This window comes from Sphingobacterium faecium (genome assembly GCF_003054045.1).
Classification (GTDB): Bacteria; Bacteroidota; Bacteroidia; order Sphingobacteriales; family Sphingobacteriaceae; genus Sphingobacterium; species Sphingobacterium faecium.
Genome location: NZ_QBKH01000008.1, coordinates 102,347 through 117,996, shown reverse-complemented (window position 1 = coordinate 117,996; position 15,650 = coordinate 102,347). Strand labels below are relative to the sequence as shown.

General features: G+C 37.5%; 13 protein-coding genes. 3 read left to right on the top strand and 10 right to left on the bottom strand.

The genetic code is table 11. The annotated features are described in order from the left end of the window. Positions 1 to 11: 11 nt before the first annotated feature. Genes murD through mraZ form a run of 7 tightly spaced genes read right to left on the bottom strand, consistent with a single transcriptional unit; the run spans position 12 to position 8,044 of the window. Positions 12 to 1,385 (bottom strand): UDP-N-acetylmuramoyl-L-alanine--D-glutamate ligase, encoded by a 1,374-nt coding sequence (gene murD / locus C8N37_RS20175; RefSeq protein ID WP_108160624.1) that lies wholly within the window; start codon positions 1,383 to 1,385, stop codon positions 12 to 14. A 5-nt stretch (positions 1,386 to 1,390) separates the two neighbouring features. Next, positions 1,391 to 2,635, bottom strand: coding sequence for a phospho-N-acetylmuramoyl-pentapeptide-transferase (mraY, locus tag C8N37_RS20170; protein ID WP_108160623.1), 1,245 nt, complete (start codon positions 2,633 to 2,635; stop codon positions 1,391 to 1,393). Between the two features lie 4 nt (positions 2,636 to 2,639). Next, complete coding sequence (locus tag C8N37_RS20165; RefSeq protein ID WP_108160622.1) at positions 2,640 to 4,097, bottom strand: UDP-N-acetylmuramoyl-L-alanyl-D-glutamate--2,6-diaminopimelate ligase; 1,458 nt, start codon at positions 4,095 to 4,097, stop codon at positions 2,640 to 2,642. 1 nt (position 4,098) lies between these two features. Beyond that, positions 4,099 to 6,222 (bottom strand): penicillin-binding protein, encoded by a 2,124-nt coding sequence (locus C8N37_RS20160; protein WP_108160621.1) that lies wholly within the window; start codon positions 6,220 to 6,222, stop codon positions 4,099 to 4,101. A 9-nt stretch (positions 6,223 to 6,231) separates the two neighbouring features. Continuing rightward, a complete protein-coding gene (locus C8N37_RS20155; RefSeq protein WP_108160620.1) occupies positions 6,232 to 6,642 on the bottom strand; it encodes an FtsL-like putative cell division protein in 411 nt (136 codons plus the stop codon). A 21-nt stretch (positions 6,643 to 6,663) separates the two neighbouring features. Further along, positions 6,664 to 7,578, bottom strand: a complete 915-nt coding sequence (rsmH, locus tag C8N37_RS20150; protein ID WP_108160619.1) for a 16S rRNA (cytosine(1402)-N(4))-methyltransferase RsmH — start codon at positions 7,576 to 7,578, stop codon at positions 6,664 to 6,666. After that, on the bottom strand, positions 7,571 to 8,044 hold the full coding sequence (gene mraZ, locus C8N37_RS20145; RefSeq protein WP_108160669.1) for a division/cell wall cluster transcriptional repressor MraZ: 474 nt from the start codon (positions 8,042 to 8,044) through the stop codon (positions 7,571 to 7,573). Before mraZ ends, rsmH begins: the two co-directional genes overlap by 8 nt. A 588-nt stretch (positions 8,045 to 8,632) precedes the next feature. Between mraZ and aspS the strand changes: the two genes are divergently transcribed. Continuing rightward, complete coding sequence (gene aspS / locus C8N37_RS20140; protein ID WP_108160618.1) at positions 8,633 to 10,387, top strand: aspartate--tRNA ligase; 1,755 nt, start codon at positions 8,633 to 8,635, stop codon at positions 10,385 to 10,387. Positions 10,388 to 10,480: 93 nt separating this feature from the next. Continuing rightward, positions 10,481 to 11,869 (top strand): LutB/LldF family L-lactate oxidation iron-sulfur protein, encoded by a 1,389-nt coding sequence (locus C8N37_RS20135; protein ID WP_108160617.1) that lies wholly within the window; start codon positions 10,481 to 10,483, stop codon positions 11,867 to 11,869. Positions 11,870 to 11,990: 121 nt separating this feature from the next. On the opposite strand, the gene C8N37_RS20130 is transcribed toward C8N37_RS20135, so the two are convergent. Next, the gene (locus tag C8N37_RS20130) at positions 11,991 to 12,500 is read right to left on the bottom strand and encodes a hypothetical protein (protein WP_146171114.1); all 510 of its coding nucleotides are present in this window, start codon (positions 12,498 to 12,500) and stop codon (positions 11,991 to 11,993) included. A gap of 155 nt (positions 12,501 to 12,655) precedes the next feature. Further along, the gene (locus C8N37_RS20125) at positions 12,656 to 13,555 is read right to left on the bottom strand and encodes an energy transducer TonB (protein WP_108160615.1); all 900 of its coding nucleotides are present in this window, start codon (positions 13,553 to 13,555) and stop codon (positions 12,656 to 12,658) included. 122 nt (positions 13,556 to 13,677) lie between these two features. On the opposite strand from C8N37_RS20125, the gene C8N37_RS20120 reads away from it, so the two are divergent. Beyond that, entirely contained in the window at positions 13,678 to 14,538 is an 861-nt protein-coding gene (locus tag C8N37_RS20120) for a hypothetical protein (protein WP_146171113.1), read from the top strand. A gap of 58 nt (positions 14,539 to 14,596) precedes the next feature. Here the strand turns inward: C8N37_RS20120 and tsaD are convergent, their stop codons facing one another. Then, positions 14,597 to 15,598 (bottom strand): tRNA (adenosine(37)-N6)-threonylcarbamoyltransferase complex transferase subunit TsaD, encoded by a 1,002-nt coding sequence (gene tsaD, locus C8N37_RS20115; RefSeq protein ID WP_108160668.1) that lies wholly within the window; start codon positions 15,596 to 15,598, stop codon positions 14,597 to 14,599. Positions 15,599 to 15,650: the final 52 nt, after the last annotated feature.

Sequence of the window (15,650 nt, the reverse complement as noted above, 5' to 3'; positions counted from 1 at the left end):
ACCTATACCCACTACAACTCCATCACTGCAGCTTTAAATTTATCACCGCGGTCTTCGTAATTTTTAAACCAGTCAAAACTTGCACAAGCTGGAGACAGTAATACCGTATCTCCCTTTTGAGCCAGATAAGAGGCTAATTGCACAGCATCTTTCATTGAAGAACTGTTTACGATCAATTCTGTATCCTCTTCAAAAGCCGTGTGAATAGCTGTATTATCTTTCCCTATACAAACAATGGCACGTACTTTAGTTTTAACTAAATCACGTAACATTTCATAATCATTACCTTTATCTACACCACCTAACATTAAAATAATAGGAGTTGATACACTTTCCAGCGCATACCATACCGAATTGACGTTAGTAGCTTTAGAATCGTTGATATAATTAACCCCACCGATACAAGCAACCTGCTCCAAGCGATGTGCAATATTCACATATGAGCCCATACTTTCCTTCATAGCTTGATTTCTCAATTCTTGAACCTTAGCAATAAGGCCAGAAGCCATATTGTTGTACACATTGTGTTTCCCTGTCAAAGACAACTCTTCCGTTCTCATAGTAAATGTATCGCTATTAGGTATGTTAATTATAATATCTTTAATTGAAGTCAAATAAGCTCCAAACTCTACTTTTTGTTCCTGTGTAAAAGGCAAGTGTATCGCTGGAGTTGAATGTCTCTTCAACCCTGTTGTTGTTTGTGGATCATCAAGACAATAGATGAAATAATCATCTTTTGTTTGATTTTGAATCATTCTAAATTTAGAATCCACGTAATTCTCCACTTTATAATCATAGCGATCTAAATGATCAGCTGTAATATTCAAAATCACGGCAATATCAGCTCTAAATTGGTACATATCGTCCAACATAAAACTTGAAATCTCTAGCACGTAAACATCAAATTTTTCGCGTGCGACTTGCAAAGCAAAGCTTTTTCCAATATTCCCTGCCAGACCTACATACTTACCAGCATGTTTCAGCATTTCATAAGTCAACATGGTCGTGGTCGATTTACCATTCGATCCTGTGATACAGATCAACTTCGCATCTGTGTATTGTGCTGCAAATTCAATTTCTGCAATCACTGGGATATCTTTTGACTTCAGCGCAACAACTAAAGGAGCATGTTCAGGAATACCAGGACTTTTCACCACTAGATCCGCTTGTAAGATCCGCTCTTCACTGTGTAATCCTTCTTCATAAGCGATCTGCTCTTCCTCCAACTGGCTTTTATAATGTTCAGCAATTGTCCCTTTATCAGAAACAAAAACATCAAACCCCTTCTGTTTAGCCAAGATAGCAGTACCGACACCACTTTCACCTGCACCAAGTACGATCAATTTTCCTGACTGTGGATAATATGTTGATGAAATGTTAGCCATGCTGATTATCTAATTTTTAAAGTTACAATGGTCAAAATGGCCAAAATAATACCGACAATTACAAAACGTGTTACAATTTTAGCTTCATGATATCCCTTCTTTTGAAAGTGATGGTGCAAAGGAGACATTAAAAAGATTCGTCTACCTTCCCCATATTTTTTCTTGGTGTATTTGAAATAAGAAACCTGTAAAATAACAGAAACCAATTCCAAAAGAAAGACACCACACAAAATCGGGATCAACAACTCTTTACGGATCAAAATAGCAAAGGCAGCTATAATACCTCCTATCGCCAAACTACCTGTATCACCCATAAACACTTGAGCAGGATAAGTATTGTACCATAAAAAACCAACACAAGCTCCAACAAAAGCTCCCGCAAAAATCACCAGTTCACCCGAATTAGGAATATACATGATATTCAAATAGTCCGAGAAAATAACGTTACCAGACACATACGCTAAAATGGCCAAAGTAACCCCAATAATAGCAGATGTACCTGTTGCCAATCCGTCAATACCATCCGTAATATTTGCACCATTGGAAACTGCGGTTACAATAAACACCACGACAACCAAGAATACAATAAAGGTTAAGACATTGCTATTAAGCCCAAATACCTTAAACACTTTAGCATAGTCAAACTCATTATTTTTATAAAAAGGGATATTTGTTTTAGAAGACTTCACATTTTCTGCGTAAGTCTTCTCTCCAGTTCCCTGATTGATCACAACTTCAACAGGTTTAGTTGAAGTAGGTGACGCTACATTTTGACGGACTACAATCTCCGGATGAAAATACATGGTACAAGCAATGAAAATACCTAGACCAGTCTGACCAATCACTTTAAAACGTCCAGCCAAACCCTCTTTATTGTGACGAAAAACCTTAATATAATCATCCAAAAATCCGACTGCCCCCATCCAGAGTGTGGAAACGATCATAATGATGACATAAATATTGGTCAACTTAGCAAATAACAAAGTCGGAATTAAAATTCCGGCAATGATGATCAAGCCACCCATTGTTGGTGTACCTTGCTTCTTTTTCTCCCCCTCTAGTCCTAAATCACGAATGGTTTCGCCTACCTGCTTATTCTGAAGCACCTGAATCAGCCTTCCTCCAAAAACAGTTGTGATGACCAGTGAAGAGATCACGGCCATCGATGTTCTAAAAGAAATATACTGAAACAAACCAGCTCCTGGAATGTGCATGTATTCGTTTAACCATGTGAATAAATGGTACAACATATTCTTATACTTCGTTAAATGTTAATTCTAAAATTTCTTTATCATCAAAGTGATGGCGTATACCATTCACCTCTTGATATTTCTCATGTCCCTTTCCTGCTACTACAATGATATCTCCTGGTTTTGCCAATTGATATGCAACTCGAATTGCCTCTTTGCGATCAGCAATAGAAAGAACTTTACTTCTTTGTTCAACGGCAACACCAGCTTCCATTTCTTTAATGATGGTAAGCGGATCTTCCGTTCTCGGATTGTCAGATGTAATAATCAAACGATCAGTATAACGCAATGCAGCTTGTGACATTTCTGGACGTTTAGTTTTATCACGATCTCCACCACATCCCAATACAGTAATGATATGTTGGCTTTGATTACGTAATTTTTCAATCGTCTGCAAGACATTCTCCACAGCATCAGGTGTATGTGCGTAATCCACAATTCCAAAAACACCATTTGCTGCCTTTAAAGTCTCAAATCTACCCTCAGCACCAGTCAGTACACTCATAGCTGTCAATACACGAACAGTCTCTTGCTCCAACAAAATTGCTGCACCATACACTGCCAATAGATTGTAGGCATTAAATCCTCCCACCAATTTCACCCACACATCATGTCCGTCGATATTCATCAACATACCATCGAAATGACTCTCGACTATACGCGCACTAAAATCAGCTCCTGAATGTAGTCCATAAGTTTTTTTATGAGCAAATGTATTTTGCAACATGACCTGACCATTACGATCATCTTCATTGGTCAACGCAAAAGCAGCCGTATCTAAATCATCAAAAAACTTCTTCTTTGCCTTAATATAGCTACTAAATGTTTTGTGAAAGTCAAGATGATCATGTGTGATATTCGTAAAAATAGCACCCGTGAATTTCAAACCTGCTATTCGCTGCTGTACAACCGCATGCGAACTTACTTCCATAAAACAATAATCACAGCCTTCCTCAATCATCTCACTCAATAAGTGATTCAATTGAATGGGGTCTGGAGTGGTATGCGTAGCAGGAATAATCCTATCGCCAATTTGATTCTGTACGGTAGACAAAAGTCCAACATGGTATCCCAACTGTGTAAATAGTTGAAATAATAAGGTCGCGACAGTTGTTTTACCATTCGTACCTGTTACACCGACCAACTTCATTTTCTTTGATGGATTATCATAGAAGTTGGCAGCCACTATACCCAATGCAAGAGCAGAATCCGCTACAACAATATAGACAACAGAGTCCAATGTCTCCAAAGGCAACTCTTCGACAATAACTGCTCTAGCTCCAAAAGCAATCGCTTTATCAATAAACAAATGTCCATCTGTATGGACACCTCTGACAGCAATAAACAAACTTCCGAATACAACCTGACGAGAATCGAAGCAAAGCGATACTACCTCAACATCTAGTTGACCCACTACCTCCTGTACAGGAATAGCATGTAATATTGATTTTAAATTCTTCATTCTATTTCAGTTCTATTGTTACAGCTGTACCAATTGGTAACTTTTGACTTGCAATCAAAGATTGCCTGATCACCTTTCCTTTTCCAATCACGCTTGTTTTAAATCCAGAATTCTCTAGCGCAAACAATGCGTCAATCAATCCCATTCCCATAACATTTGGCACTACACCTTCTTTTATTTGATATTCCACAAAAGGAACCCCAAGTGTTGAACTTGTTGAATCATTCTGTGCAATTGTATTCCAATTCACAATTTTCAACCCCAGCTGCTCATACACTTTTTGCGTCGCTTCGCGTGAACCTTTTAGAGTAAGCGCCTTCGTGTTTAATGCTGAAGTGTTCAATTTTTTCTTATTAAAGGCACTATGCATATTCAAATCATTTGCATACACCATATCAGCCAACTCTTTAAAAACTGGTCCCGCAGTTGAAGCACCATAGTATCCATTTCTTGGATTTCGAATCACAACAATGATCGAATACTTTGGATCTTCAGCAGGAAAATATCCTGCAAAAGAAGATTGGTATTTCCGATTACGATATCCCATCGCTCCGTCAGCCATTTGTGCAGTTCCGGTTTTACCACCTGAAGTATACAATGGATTTCTTAGGCTCTTCCCTGTTCCATCTTTCATTGTCCCTTCAAGCATTCCCCTAATTTGACCTAAAGCTTTATCAGAAGCAATCTTTTCATTAATTACTCGAGCTTCAAATTTTTCAACCGTATTACCCAGATGTCTGATCTCCTTAACAAATAATGGGGAGATCATCTTACCGTTATTAGCCACTGCATTATATAAAGTCAGCATCTGTAATGGTGTCAACTTCAACTCATAGCCATATGCCATTTGTACAAGAGACAACCCACTCCAGCTTTTACTCTTTGGAGTTTTTATTAGAGGAGCTCCTTCTCCCGTTATTTGCAATCCCAATTTACGATCCAAGCCAAAAGCATGTAGTTTAGACGTAAATTTAGCTGGATTATCTTTGTAATGCTCGTATATCAACTTCGTAATCCCTACGTTTGAAGATTGCTCAAAAGCCTCTTGCGCACTCATCACAGATTTTTTTGGAGCATGTGAATCTTTAATCGTGTGACGATAGATAGGCCAATTACCATTCCCAACGTTTACATGAGTACTTGAATCAATCACCCCGTCATCAATAGCAGCAAGATAAGAAGCCAACTTAAACGTCGAACCTGGTTCAGCACTTTGTGCAATTGCGATATTCATCTTTTCACGATAGACACCATCTTTGTCTTTCGTAAAATTGGCCACTGCACGAACCTCTCCAGTCTTTACCTCCATCATCACCACACAACCCTCATCAGCATTACTCGCTATCATCTGCTTTTCCAAGGCTCTTTGTGCCATGTCTTGCATATTAATATCAATCGTCGATATAATATCTGCGCCATCAACAGGAGCCACTTCAATATCACGGTTTACTGGAATCCATACACCACCCGCAATACGCTGCATCAAACGTTTACCGCTTTTACCGTCAATATATTCACCATACGCACCTTCCAACCCGACATGAATATTCTCCTTGACATTCTTATATCCAATAGTACGAGCCGCCAAATTGACAAATGGAAGAATACGTTTATTCTGACGTTCTGTAATCAAACCTCCAGGATAACGCTCTTTCCCCACACGCACCGATTTAAACAAAGGGTAATTTTTAAGCACCTTTAAATCTTGATGCGAGACTGCTCGCTTAATCAAAACATAACGTTGCTTTTTATTTCTAGCCTGTTTCAATAATGTCAAATACTGCCTAGAAGATTTATCTTTAAAAAATCCAGACAATTTAATTGCTAAAGAATCGACCTTTAAATTGAAATAATCGTTTTCTTCTTCAGGAATAGCCATTGCATCGAATCGCAATTCATATTCAGGAACCGAAGTTGCCAATAAACTGCCATCATTGGAATAAATATTACCCCGAGCAGCTTCAACTTCACGCTCTTGAATGGACAAACTATCCGACAGTGCGCGCCATTTATCTCCATCGACATATTGTAAATGAAAAAGCTTCGCAAACACAGCAAACGCCACAAGGACGATTAAACCGAATGCGATATAAACACGAAATAGAATGGTAGTTCTGATATTCATAAACGTCTCCTACTTCTTTTTTTCTTTTACAATTTCAATCTTAATAGGCGGCTCCACCCGCTCTTTCAGACCTAAAGAATCAACACGCTTCGCAATCTCCGTTTGAGTAGACATCTTCATGAGCTCTGCTGAGAGCGATTTATGATCCCAACTCAACTCTTTAACCTCTTTACCTAACTTATCTATATTACGAATCGTACGTTCTGCAAAATGCCTGTTTGTAATGTAAAGCAACATCAATAAAGTAACAAAACCAATAAATGGCAAGTAATTCACAATGGAGTAAATAGACAAATTACCAGCAGTAAGTAAAGTCCTAAGAAACTTTTGCGTTTCCTCAGCTTTTTCCTCAACCGCTTCTTGTAGTTCCTCTTGAACTTCTTCGCTTAATCCCTGCTGTTTTATTGTATTTTTACCCATATCGATACTTCGATTAAAGCATTAAGCTATTTCCAACTTTTCAGCAATACGCAGTTTCGCACTGCGCGATCTATTATTTTCAACCAATTCCTGATCGTCAGCAGTAATTGCCTTACGACTGATCACATGAAATGGCTTGATTTCATTTCCAAAAAAATCTTTCTCTACATCACCCCTAAACTTACCTTTAGCCAAGAAATTCTTCACCAAACGATCCTCTAAAGAATGATAAGACATCACGACCAAGCGACCTTCCGCCTTCAAAACATCTACCGTTTGTAGCAAAAATTCCTGTAGAGCTTCCAATTCCTTATTAACCTCAATGCGTAAAGCTTGAAATACTTGCGCATGGTATTTATGCTCCTTTCCTCTTGGTACCAATTTTTTGATAACCTCTTTCAACTCCGCTACCGTATTGATAGGCGTTGTCAAGCGAGCAGTTACAATTGTTTTAGCCAAAGTTTTGGCATTCACAATTTCTCCGTACATGCCAAAAATGCGATGAAGATCCTCCTCCGAATAAGTTGACAACACCTTGCGGGCATCAACATCAGAAATTTGATCCATTCGCATATCCAAGTCTGCATCAAAACGTATGGAGAAACCACGATCAGCGGCATCAAACTGATGAGAAGAAACTCCCAAATCAGCTAAAATACCATCTACCTGTTTCACACCATTTAGACGAAGATTATTTTTTAAAAAACGAAAGTTTTGATGAATCAACGTAAACCTTGAATCATCAATCACATTATTCAATGCATCTGGATCTTGATCAAAAGCAAACAACTTGCCTTCAGGACCCAAGTGTTTCAAAATCTCCCTCGAGTGCCCTCCCCCACCAAAAGTAACATCCACATAAATACCATTTGGCTTAATCACCAAAGCATCCATGCATTCTTTCAACATCACTGGTACGTGGTAAACATTATCCATTCGCTAATCCTCCTAAATCAAAACCTCCCATTACCTGTTCAGCCAAAGCAGAGAAATCCTCTCCCAAATCACCATTCATAAAATCCTCATACCCATCTTTGGACCAAACTTCAATTTTATTAACCTGACAAGCCAAAACAACTTCTCCTGTGATACCCGAATAATCCAACAGACCCTTTGGCAACAAAACACGACCAGCAGCATCCAAACTCAACTCCGTTGCTCCCCTTGTGAAATTTCGAATAAACATTCTATTTTTCTCAACGTACTGATTCAACTGAGCCAACCGTGCTGTTATCGCATTCCATTCCTCGCGCGTATAGATCACCAAATGTTTTTCAAATCCACGATTGATTACAAGCCCCTCACGCTCAACATCAGGCAATTGCCTTTTGAGCGCAGCAGGCAACACCATTCTTCCTTTGGTGTCTAACTTGCATTCATATTCGCCAATTAAAAAACTCATTTTGTACACATTGGTTTCAAATTCAATGTAAAAGTATACACTTTCACCCACTTTTACCCACTTTTACCCACAAAAAAGTTTTCCACATAGTGGAAGCGCTACATTTAATTGACTAAAGCTTGACATAATAGCAAACAAAAAGCTAGATATCAGCGGTTAAATTAGGTTTTTGAACCGTTATTCAAAATGGTTCAATAAGAAATAAATCACTAATTTAGAGTTGCTTTTTTTCTTCAAACAGGAAGATAAATACGCTAAAAAACAAATTTTTTACAAAAATATGATCAACCAGGGGAGAAAGTGGGGCTTTCACCCATCAAAAAAAGTAAGTATAAATAAAGATTAAATTTCTGAATTTCTGACCAAAATTGGATCTATAAAAAGACCTAAAATCGGCGAATATTTTGCGCAATAATTTCAAAACTTGACCATGTGTAATCCAAAACTAGTTCGCATTTAAAAATTAATCTATAACCTATTCAGAGGAAACCTAGAAAAATACCTCGACTTTTCTTTTAATAAAACAAAATTGCCATTCGTTATTCTCCCTAAAAACAGATAATTTTGTACAAAATTAAAATTGAGCGTATGCATAGAACAAACACGTGCGGAGAATTAACAATAGCTGACTTAGGTAAAACAGTTACACTGAGCGGTTGGGTTCAAAAATCTCGCGATTTAGGCGGAATGACTTTCATAGATGTAAGAGATCGCTATGGCATTACACAATTAACTTTTAATTCGGATGACGATGATTCTTTACGCGCTAGTGCACGTGAATTAGGTCGTGAGTATGTGATTAAAGTTACCGGAACAGTAATTGAACGTTCTAGTAAAAATCTAAAAATTCCAACAGGAGAAATTGAAATCAAAGTTTCTTCTTTAGAAATATTAAATTCGGCAAACACGCCACCATTTACTATTGAAGACGAAACGGACGGGGGCGAAGATATCAGAATGAAATTCAGATATTTAGATTTACGCCGCAAACCTGTTCGTGAAAACTTAATATTACGTCACAAAACGGCACAGGAAGTACGTCGTTTTCTAGACGAGCAAAATTTTATCGAAGTAGAAACTCCGGTATTAATCAAATCTACACCTGAAGGTGCACGTGATTTTGTTGTTCCTTCACGTATGAATGCAGGTGAATTTTACGCATTACCCCAATCACCCCAAACCTTCAAACAACTATTGATGGTATCCGGTTTTGACCGTTATTTTCAAATTGTAAAATGTTTCCGTGATGAAGATTTACGTGCAGATCGTCAACCCGAATTTACACAGATTGACTGTGAAATGTCTTTTGTTGAACAAGAAGATGTATTAAATATATTTGAAGGTCTAGCAAAGCATATCTTCAAAAAAATCAAGAATATTGACTTGGGAGAAGTTCCGCGTATGACCTACGCTGATGCGATGCGCTTATACGGATCTGACAAACCAGATATTCGTTTTGGTATGCAATTCGTGGAATTAAATGAAGTGGCTAAAGATAAAGGATTTCCTGTATTTGATGCGGCTGAATTAGTTGTTGGTATCAATGTTGAAGGTTGTGCGCATTACACCCGTAAACAATTAGATGCATTGACCGATTTTGTAAAACGCCCTCAAGTAGGTGCCACCGGTCTTGTCTATGCACGCTATAACGAAGATGGTACGGTAAAATCTTCTGTTGATAAATTCTACACGCCAGAGCAATTATTGGACTTTGCAAAATTATTTAATGCTAAGCCCGGCGATTTATTCTTAATCATGGCTGGTCCAACAGATAAAGTACGTAAACAGCTGAATGAACTTCGTCTTGAAGTCGCCAATCAATTAGGGCTACGTGACAAGAACAAGTTTGCCCCTCTTTGGGTGTTAGACTTTCCTTTATTAGAATGGGATGAAGAATCTGAACGTTACCATGCGATGCACCACCCTTTTACTTCTCCAAAACCTGAAGATATCGCATTATTGGATACAAACCCAGGTGAGGTAAGAGCAAACGCATACGATTTTGTCCTTAATGGTACTGAAGTAGGCGGGGGATCGATCCGTATTCATGATCGTGAATTGCAATCTCTCATGTTCAAACACTTAGGATTCACTCCGGAAGAAGCCCAAAAACAATTTGGCTTTTTAATGGAAGCATTCACCTATGGAGCTCCTCCACACGGCGGATTAGCATTTGGTTTTGACCGTTTAGTAGCGTTACTAGCAGGAATAGATTCCATTCGTGATGTCATCGCCTTCCCTAAAAACAATTCAGGAAGAGATGTGATGATCGACGCTCCTTCCACTATCCACCAAAATCAACTGGATGAACTAAGCTTAAATTTGAATTTAAAAGTTAAATAATTTGATCGCATCATGCGATAAATAATTTATAAGCGTTATCTTTAAAAGTTGGTAATTTATTACCAACTTTTTTTGTAAAATTAAAAGAATTGGATGTCAGTAAGCTCTGCAGATAAATTTTTAAAAGAAAGTGCGACAAAATCTTTCGACAGTAAACATCGCGATATTATCAATTATAATATCGACAAGTATACCCTTGCTTTCGAAAAAGGCAAGAGTAAATTTATGGATCTGGAGAACTCGCGTTTAGAAGCCAATCTAACAAAATGGAGAGCTATTGAAAACTTAGATAAATATCTATTAGAATTCGAAAGCAAATTTATAGCACGAGGTGGTAAAGTAATTTGGGCGAATGATGCCGCTGAGGCACGTCAAGAAATTTGGAAGATCATGGAACGAAATAACGCCAAGAGCGTTATCAAATCCAAATCTATGGCCACAGAAGAAATAGAGCTCAACCATTTTTTGGAAAATAAGGGAATCGAAGCATTAGAAAGTGACTTAGGCGAGTTTATTATCCAGTTACTAGATCAAAAACCGTATCACATCGTAACACCTGCGATGCATCTAAGCCTCGCAGATATCGCTCAGTTATTCAACGAGAGATTTGGCACACCCCTAGAAGCGACTGCTGAAGAGTTGACGATGAAAGCCCGTGAATTATTACGTGAAAAATATAAAACTGCAGATATCGGCATTTCAGGAGCCAACTTTTTAATAGCTGACACGGGTAGTATTGCCATTACTGAAAATGAAGGAAATGCACGTTTGACAACAGCTTTTCCAAAAATTCATATTGCTATTGTTGGAATTGAAAAAATCCTTCCATCAATCAATGACCTTGATCTATTTTGGCCATTACTTGCTACTCATGGAACAGGTCAAAATCTGACTGTTTACAATACATTACTCAGCGGTCCAAGACAAGCCTACGAGTCTGATGGACCCGAAGAGATGTATGTCGTTTTATTAGATAATGGCCGCACCAACCTATTGGCTCAAAAAGAGCAACGCCAAGGACTTTATTGTATCCGATGTGGAGCTTGCCTGAATGTTTGTCCTATTTATCAAAATATTGGAGGACACACCTATGAAACCACTTATCAAGGCCCAATTGGTTCCTTGATATCACCACACTTAAGTGGAATGAAAGAGTTCAAGCACTTAAGCTACGCCTCTTCGCTCTGTGGTAAATGTACAGAAGTGTGCCCTGTTGGTATAGATATTCAACGTATGCTTTTGTTAAACAGAAGAGATGCTGTAGCAGAAGACTTAGCACCATCAATAGAGAAAAAGGCTTGGAAAGGATTTACCTATCTCATACAAAGAAGAAAATTGATCGATTTATTCGGAGGAAAGATCAAAAACTTCTTTCTTGGAAAATTTTTCAAAAAGACTTGGGGAAGTAATCGACAATTGCCCAAACTCGCAGATAAATCCTTTTCCAAACAGTGGAAAGAGCAACAAAAAAATAAAGATTAACAAAACTGTGTCAATTGATTTCATTGATACGAAGATTTAATTAAAAAAAGATGGTCCGCTCTCACAAGCGGACCACCAAAAGACCAAAAACTAAAATTAAAACTAAAACCTAAAAAACACGTTAACTATTTTTCAAAGACACTTCCTTACTCACTTCTATATTATTTTTACCATCTTTATGATTTTTATCGCTGCGATCACGACGCATTGGGCGATCATCTGATTTACGCATACGGTGTTGTTTACGATTCTCAGCAAAAGATTCTTTATATAGTTTTTGTTGATCAGGACTCAAATTTTTCATCAACTTTTCACGTTGAACCATACGATCTTTTTTCATACGCTCCATGGATTCTTTGCGATCCGCGGCGTGCATTTTATCTTTTTTAGCTTGATCCAATTGCAATGCATAAATTTCCTTGCGCTGTTTATCCGTGAATTTTAATTTTTTATCCATACGATCAGTGCGCAATTGTGCAATTTCTTCTGCCGATTTTTTATCTAACTTAAATTCCTTTTTTGCAGAACGACGACCATCTCGGTTTACCCCCTCTTTAACATTTGATTTTTCTTGTGCAAAACCAGCAAACATAATTCCTGACAGCAACAAACTTAACACTAGCTTTTTCATGATATTTTTCCTTTTAGTACGATAAACATTTATTTCAGTCTGTTTCATTTTTAATATATGATTTTACAGACATTTGTTAAGTAAGATGCTAAAACCGCATTAAAGTTTAAATCAACCACTGTTAAATAAAGTTAAACTATCAAGAAGTATCCAATTTATTGTGAGATTGTATTCAAACGAATAGGCAATGTATAAGCCACTCGAACCGGACGACCATTTTGAATTCCAGGTTTCCACTTCTTAGCTTTGCCGAGCAATTCCACAGCAGCCTTCCCTGTTCCATGGGAAACATCACGTTTGATATTGATATCCGTCAACGTACCATCCTTTTCTACGACAAATGAAACTTCCACTACACCATTCACCCCCTGTTGCAATGCCGATTCAGGATATTGATAATTTTCACCTACCCATTTCATAAAAGCCTTAATCCCACCTTGCGGTTGAGGCTGTATTTCTATCGCTTCAAAATCAACTATCGCATCTGGATTTCCATGTATTGCTCCCTCTTTACTAGTACCTGTAATACCACCATCACGTTTTACAGTGCCAAACTCCCCTCGAGCAACAGAAGTGCCATTTGCGCTGGCTTTCAAACTCATCCGTCCAGCCAATTTATTCGTTTTATTAAGCGCGTCTTGCGTCACAACATCTTCAGTCACCATATGCTTAGGAGCCACTTTAGGTTCAACAAAGCGGACCACTTCCTGCTTCGGTAAATCCATAGCAACCTGTTGTGGCGCTTTTTCTTGAACAGGAATTGGTTCCTCAACTTTCTCTGGCTCTTGATGTTTCTTTTCTAATTCCTCTAGTACTCCCATATCATATTCCTTCATGTACTGAGCAACAGGAAGCTCAGCCTTTTTAAAATACCGATTATAGATCCCATTACTACCAACACCTATCGTAACCACAGCTAGGACAATCACTATAGACCAGTTGGTCGCTTTAGTAGATAGATTACGCAATTCAAAAGCGCCATAAGATTGGTTACGTCCTGCAAAAACAACCTCTAACCATTCTCTTTTGTAAATATTCAATTTGGAGTTTAGCATAGCTTTAAAAATTAAGTTTATATTTTAAACTATGATGCACAACAATTAAAATTCCACAAAAAATGAAAATTTAATTTTCACAAAATTTACCGTATTTTTAAAATATAGAGAACAAGAAAAATATGAGAACAAGAATGAGAACAGCCTTTAATATAGCATTTTCAGCAGGTTTAATTATCTTAATATCAATAAGTTGTACGCAAGAAAAACCAAAAGAAATCAAGCAAGAAGAAAAACAAAGAAATCTCAAAACAGATACTAATCAAGCTTTCATAACTTTTGCTTTTCTTAATGAAAATAAAGATTCTTTAGTTAGTTTGCCTGTCGAAGATGAAAAAATAAAACCAGAACTAGCAACGCATGCGATTATTGAAAATAAGGTCATTCCCATTATTTTTTCGAATACAAAACTAGAAAGTCAAACATCCAATGGAAGACAAACAAGTCGTAATTTCGCAAATAATGGCGGTTCATTTTTCACATTTAAAGAGCCCGTAAAACAAGGAGATTTTGCATTATTAGTCAATCAGGACTTCATTGATCACAACAAAGTCATGTCTTTCATCAAGAAAGACAAAAAGACCGATGAACCGACAACATCCATATTATCAAAAAAATATAATCGAAAAATAGCAAAAAGTGCTACCATCGCTGAATTAGAGGATCAATCACAAATCATCTTAACATTATTTGAGGTTAAAAATGATTCCGCATTAGCAGTGCTCTCTTACCTGCATCATGATCAGTTAATCACATTAGATTTTCCGGCGAAATATGATGAAATGAGTACTTGGCGCGTAGATGATGGAGGAGTATTCGACTTCGAAAATCTGCAGGTATTGTCTGTTTTTCAATCGGATAAATCCATCAAAATAGCAACGGTATTTTGGGGAGCCGAAGGGTACAATCTCAATTTCTACGAATCAACAAACGGAGTTTTTAAAAGTATTGCAGAGGCATATGGTTACAGTGCTCCCCTGTAAAATAGAAAAGACAAGTTAACCAACTTGTCTTTTCTATTTTACAGCATTTGTCCCTATTTTACATATGCATACGTGCCAATGGTCCAACATCTTGTCCAACAAAATCTTGAACCAAATATTTTTGATATCCCGCAATAGCAATCATTGCTGCATTATCGGTACAATATTCAAATTTAGGGATAAATACATTCCAACTATAACGTTCCCCCATTGCAATCAATTCCTTACGCAAACCAGAGTTTGCAGAAACTCCACCAGCAATAGCAATATCTTTGATACCGGTTTCCTTTGCAGCTTTCTTTAACTTATTGAGCAATATAGACACAATACGTGATTGAACAGATGCACAGACATCATCCATATTATTTTTTAAAAAATAAGGATCTGATTTCTCTTCTTTTTGCACCATGTAAAGAATTGCGGTCTTTAATCCTGAAAAACTAAAGTCCAGGCCCTGAATTTGAGGTTCAGGAAGTTTATAAGCGTCAGGATTACCTAACTGCGCATGTTTATCGATCAGTGGTCCACCTGGATACGGCAAGTTCAAGATTTTTGCCGTTTTATCAAAAGCCTCTCCGGCGGCATCATCCAAAGTTTGTCCTAAAATTTCCATTTCAAAATAATCTTTGACCAATACAATCTGTGTATGACCTCCAGATACTGTAAGGCATAAAAATGGAAAACTTGGTTTTGGATCTTCAATAAAATGAGCTAAAATATGCGCTTGCATATGATTGACATCAATCAAAGGTATATTTCTGGCCATTGCAAAAGACTTGGCAAATGAAGTTCCAACCAGTAAAGCACCTAATAATCCAGGACCTCGTGTAAAAGCTACTGCATCTATTTGATTTTTATGTATTTTTGCAATGCGAATGGCTTCTTCAACTGTTGGTATAATATTTTGTTGATGTGCACGCGACGCTAATTCTGGAACGACACCTCCATATTTAGCATGAATCGCCTGAGTAGCAATAACATTAGAAAATATTTCACCGTCGATACAAATTGAAGCAGATGTTTCATCACAAGATGATTCAATACCTAAAATAACAGCCATAGCTTTGGGGTAATTAATATTGTACAAAAGTATCAAAAAAATAATTAAAATA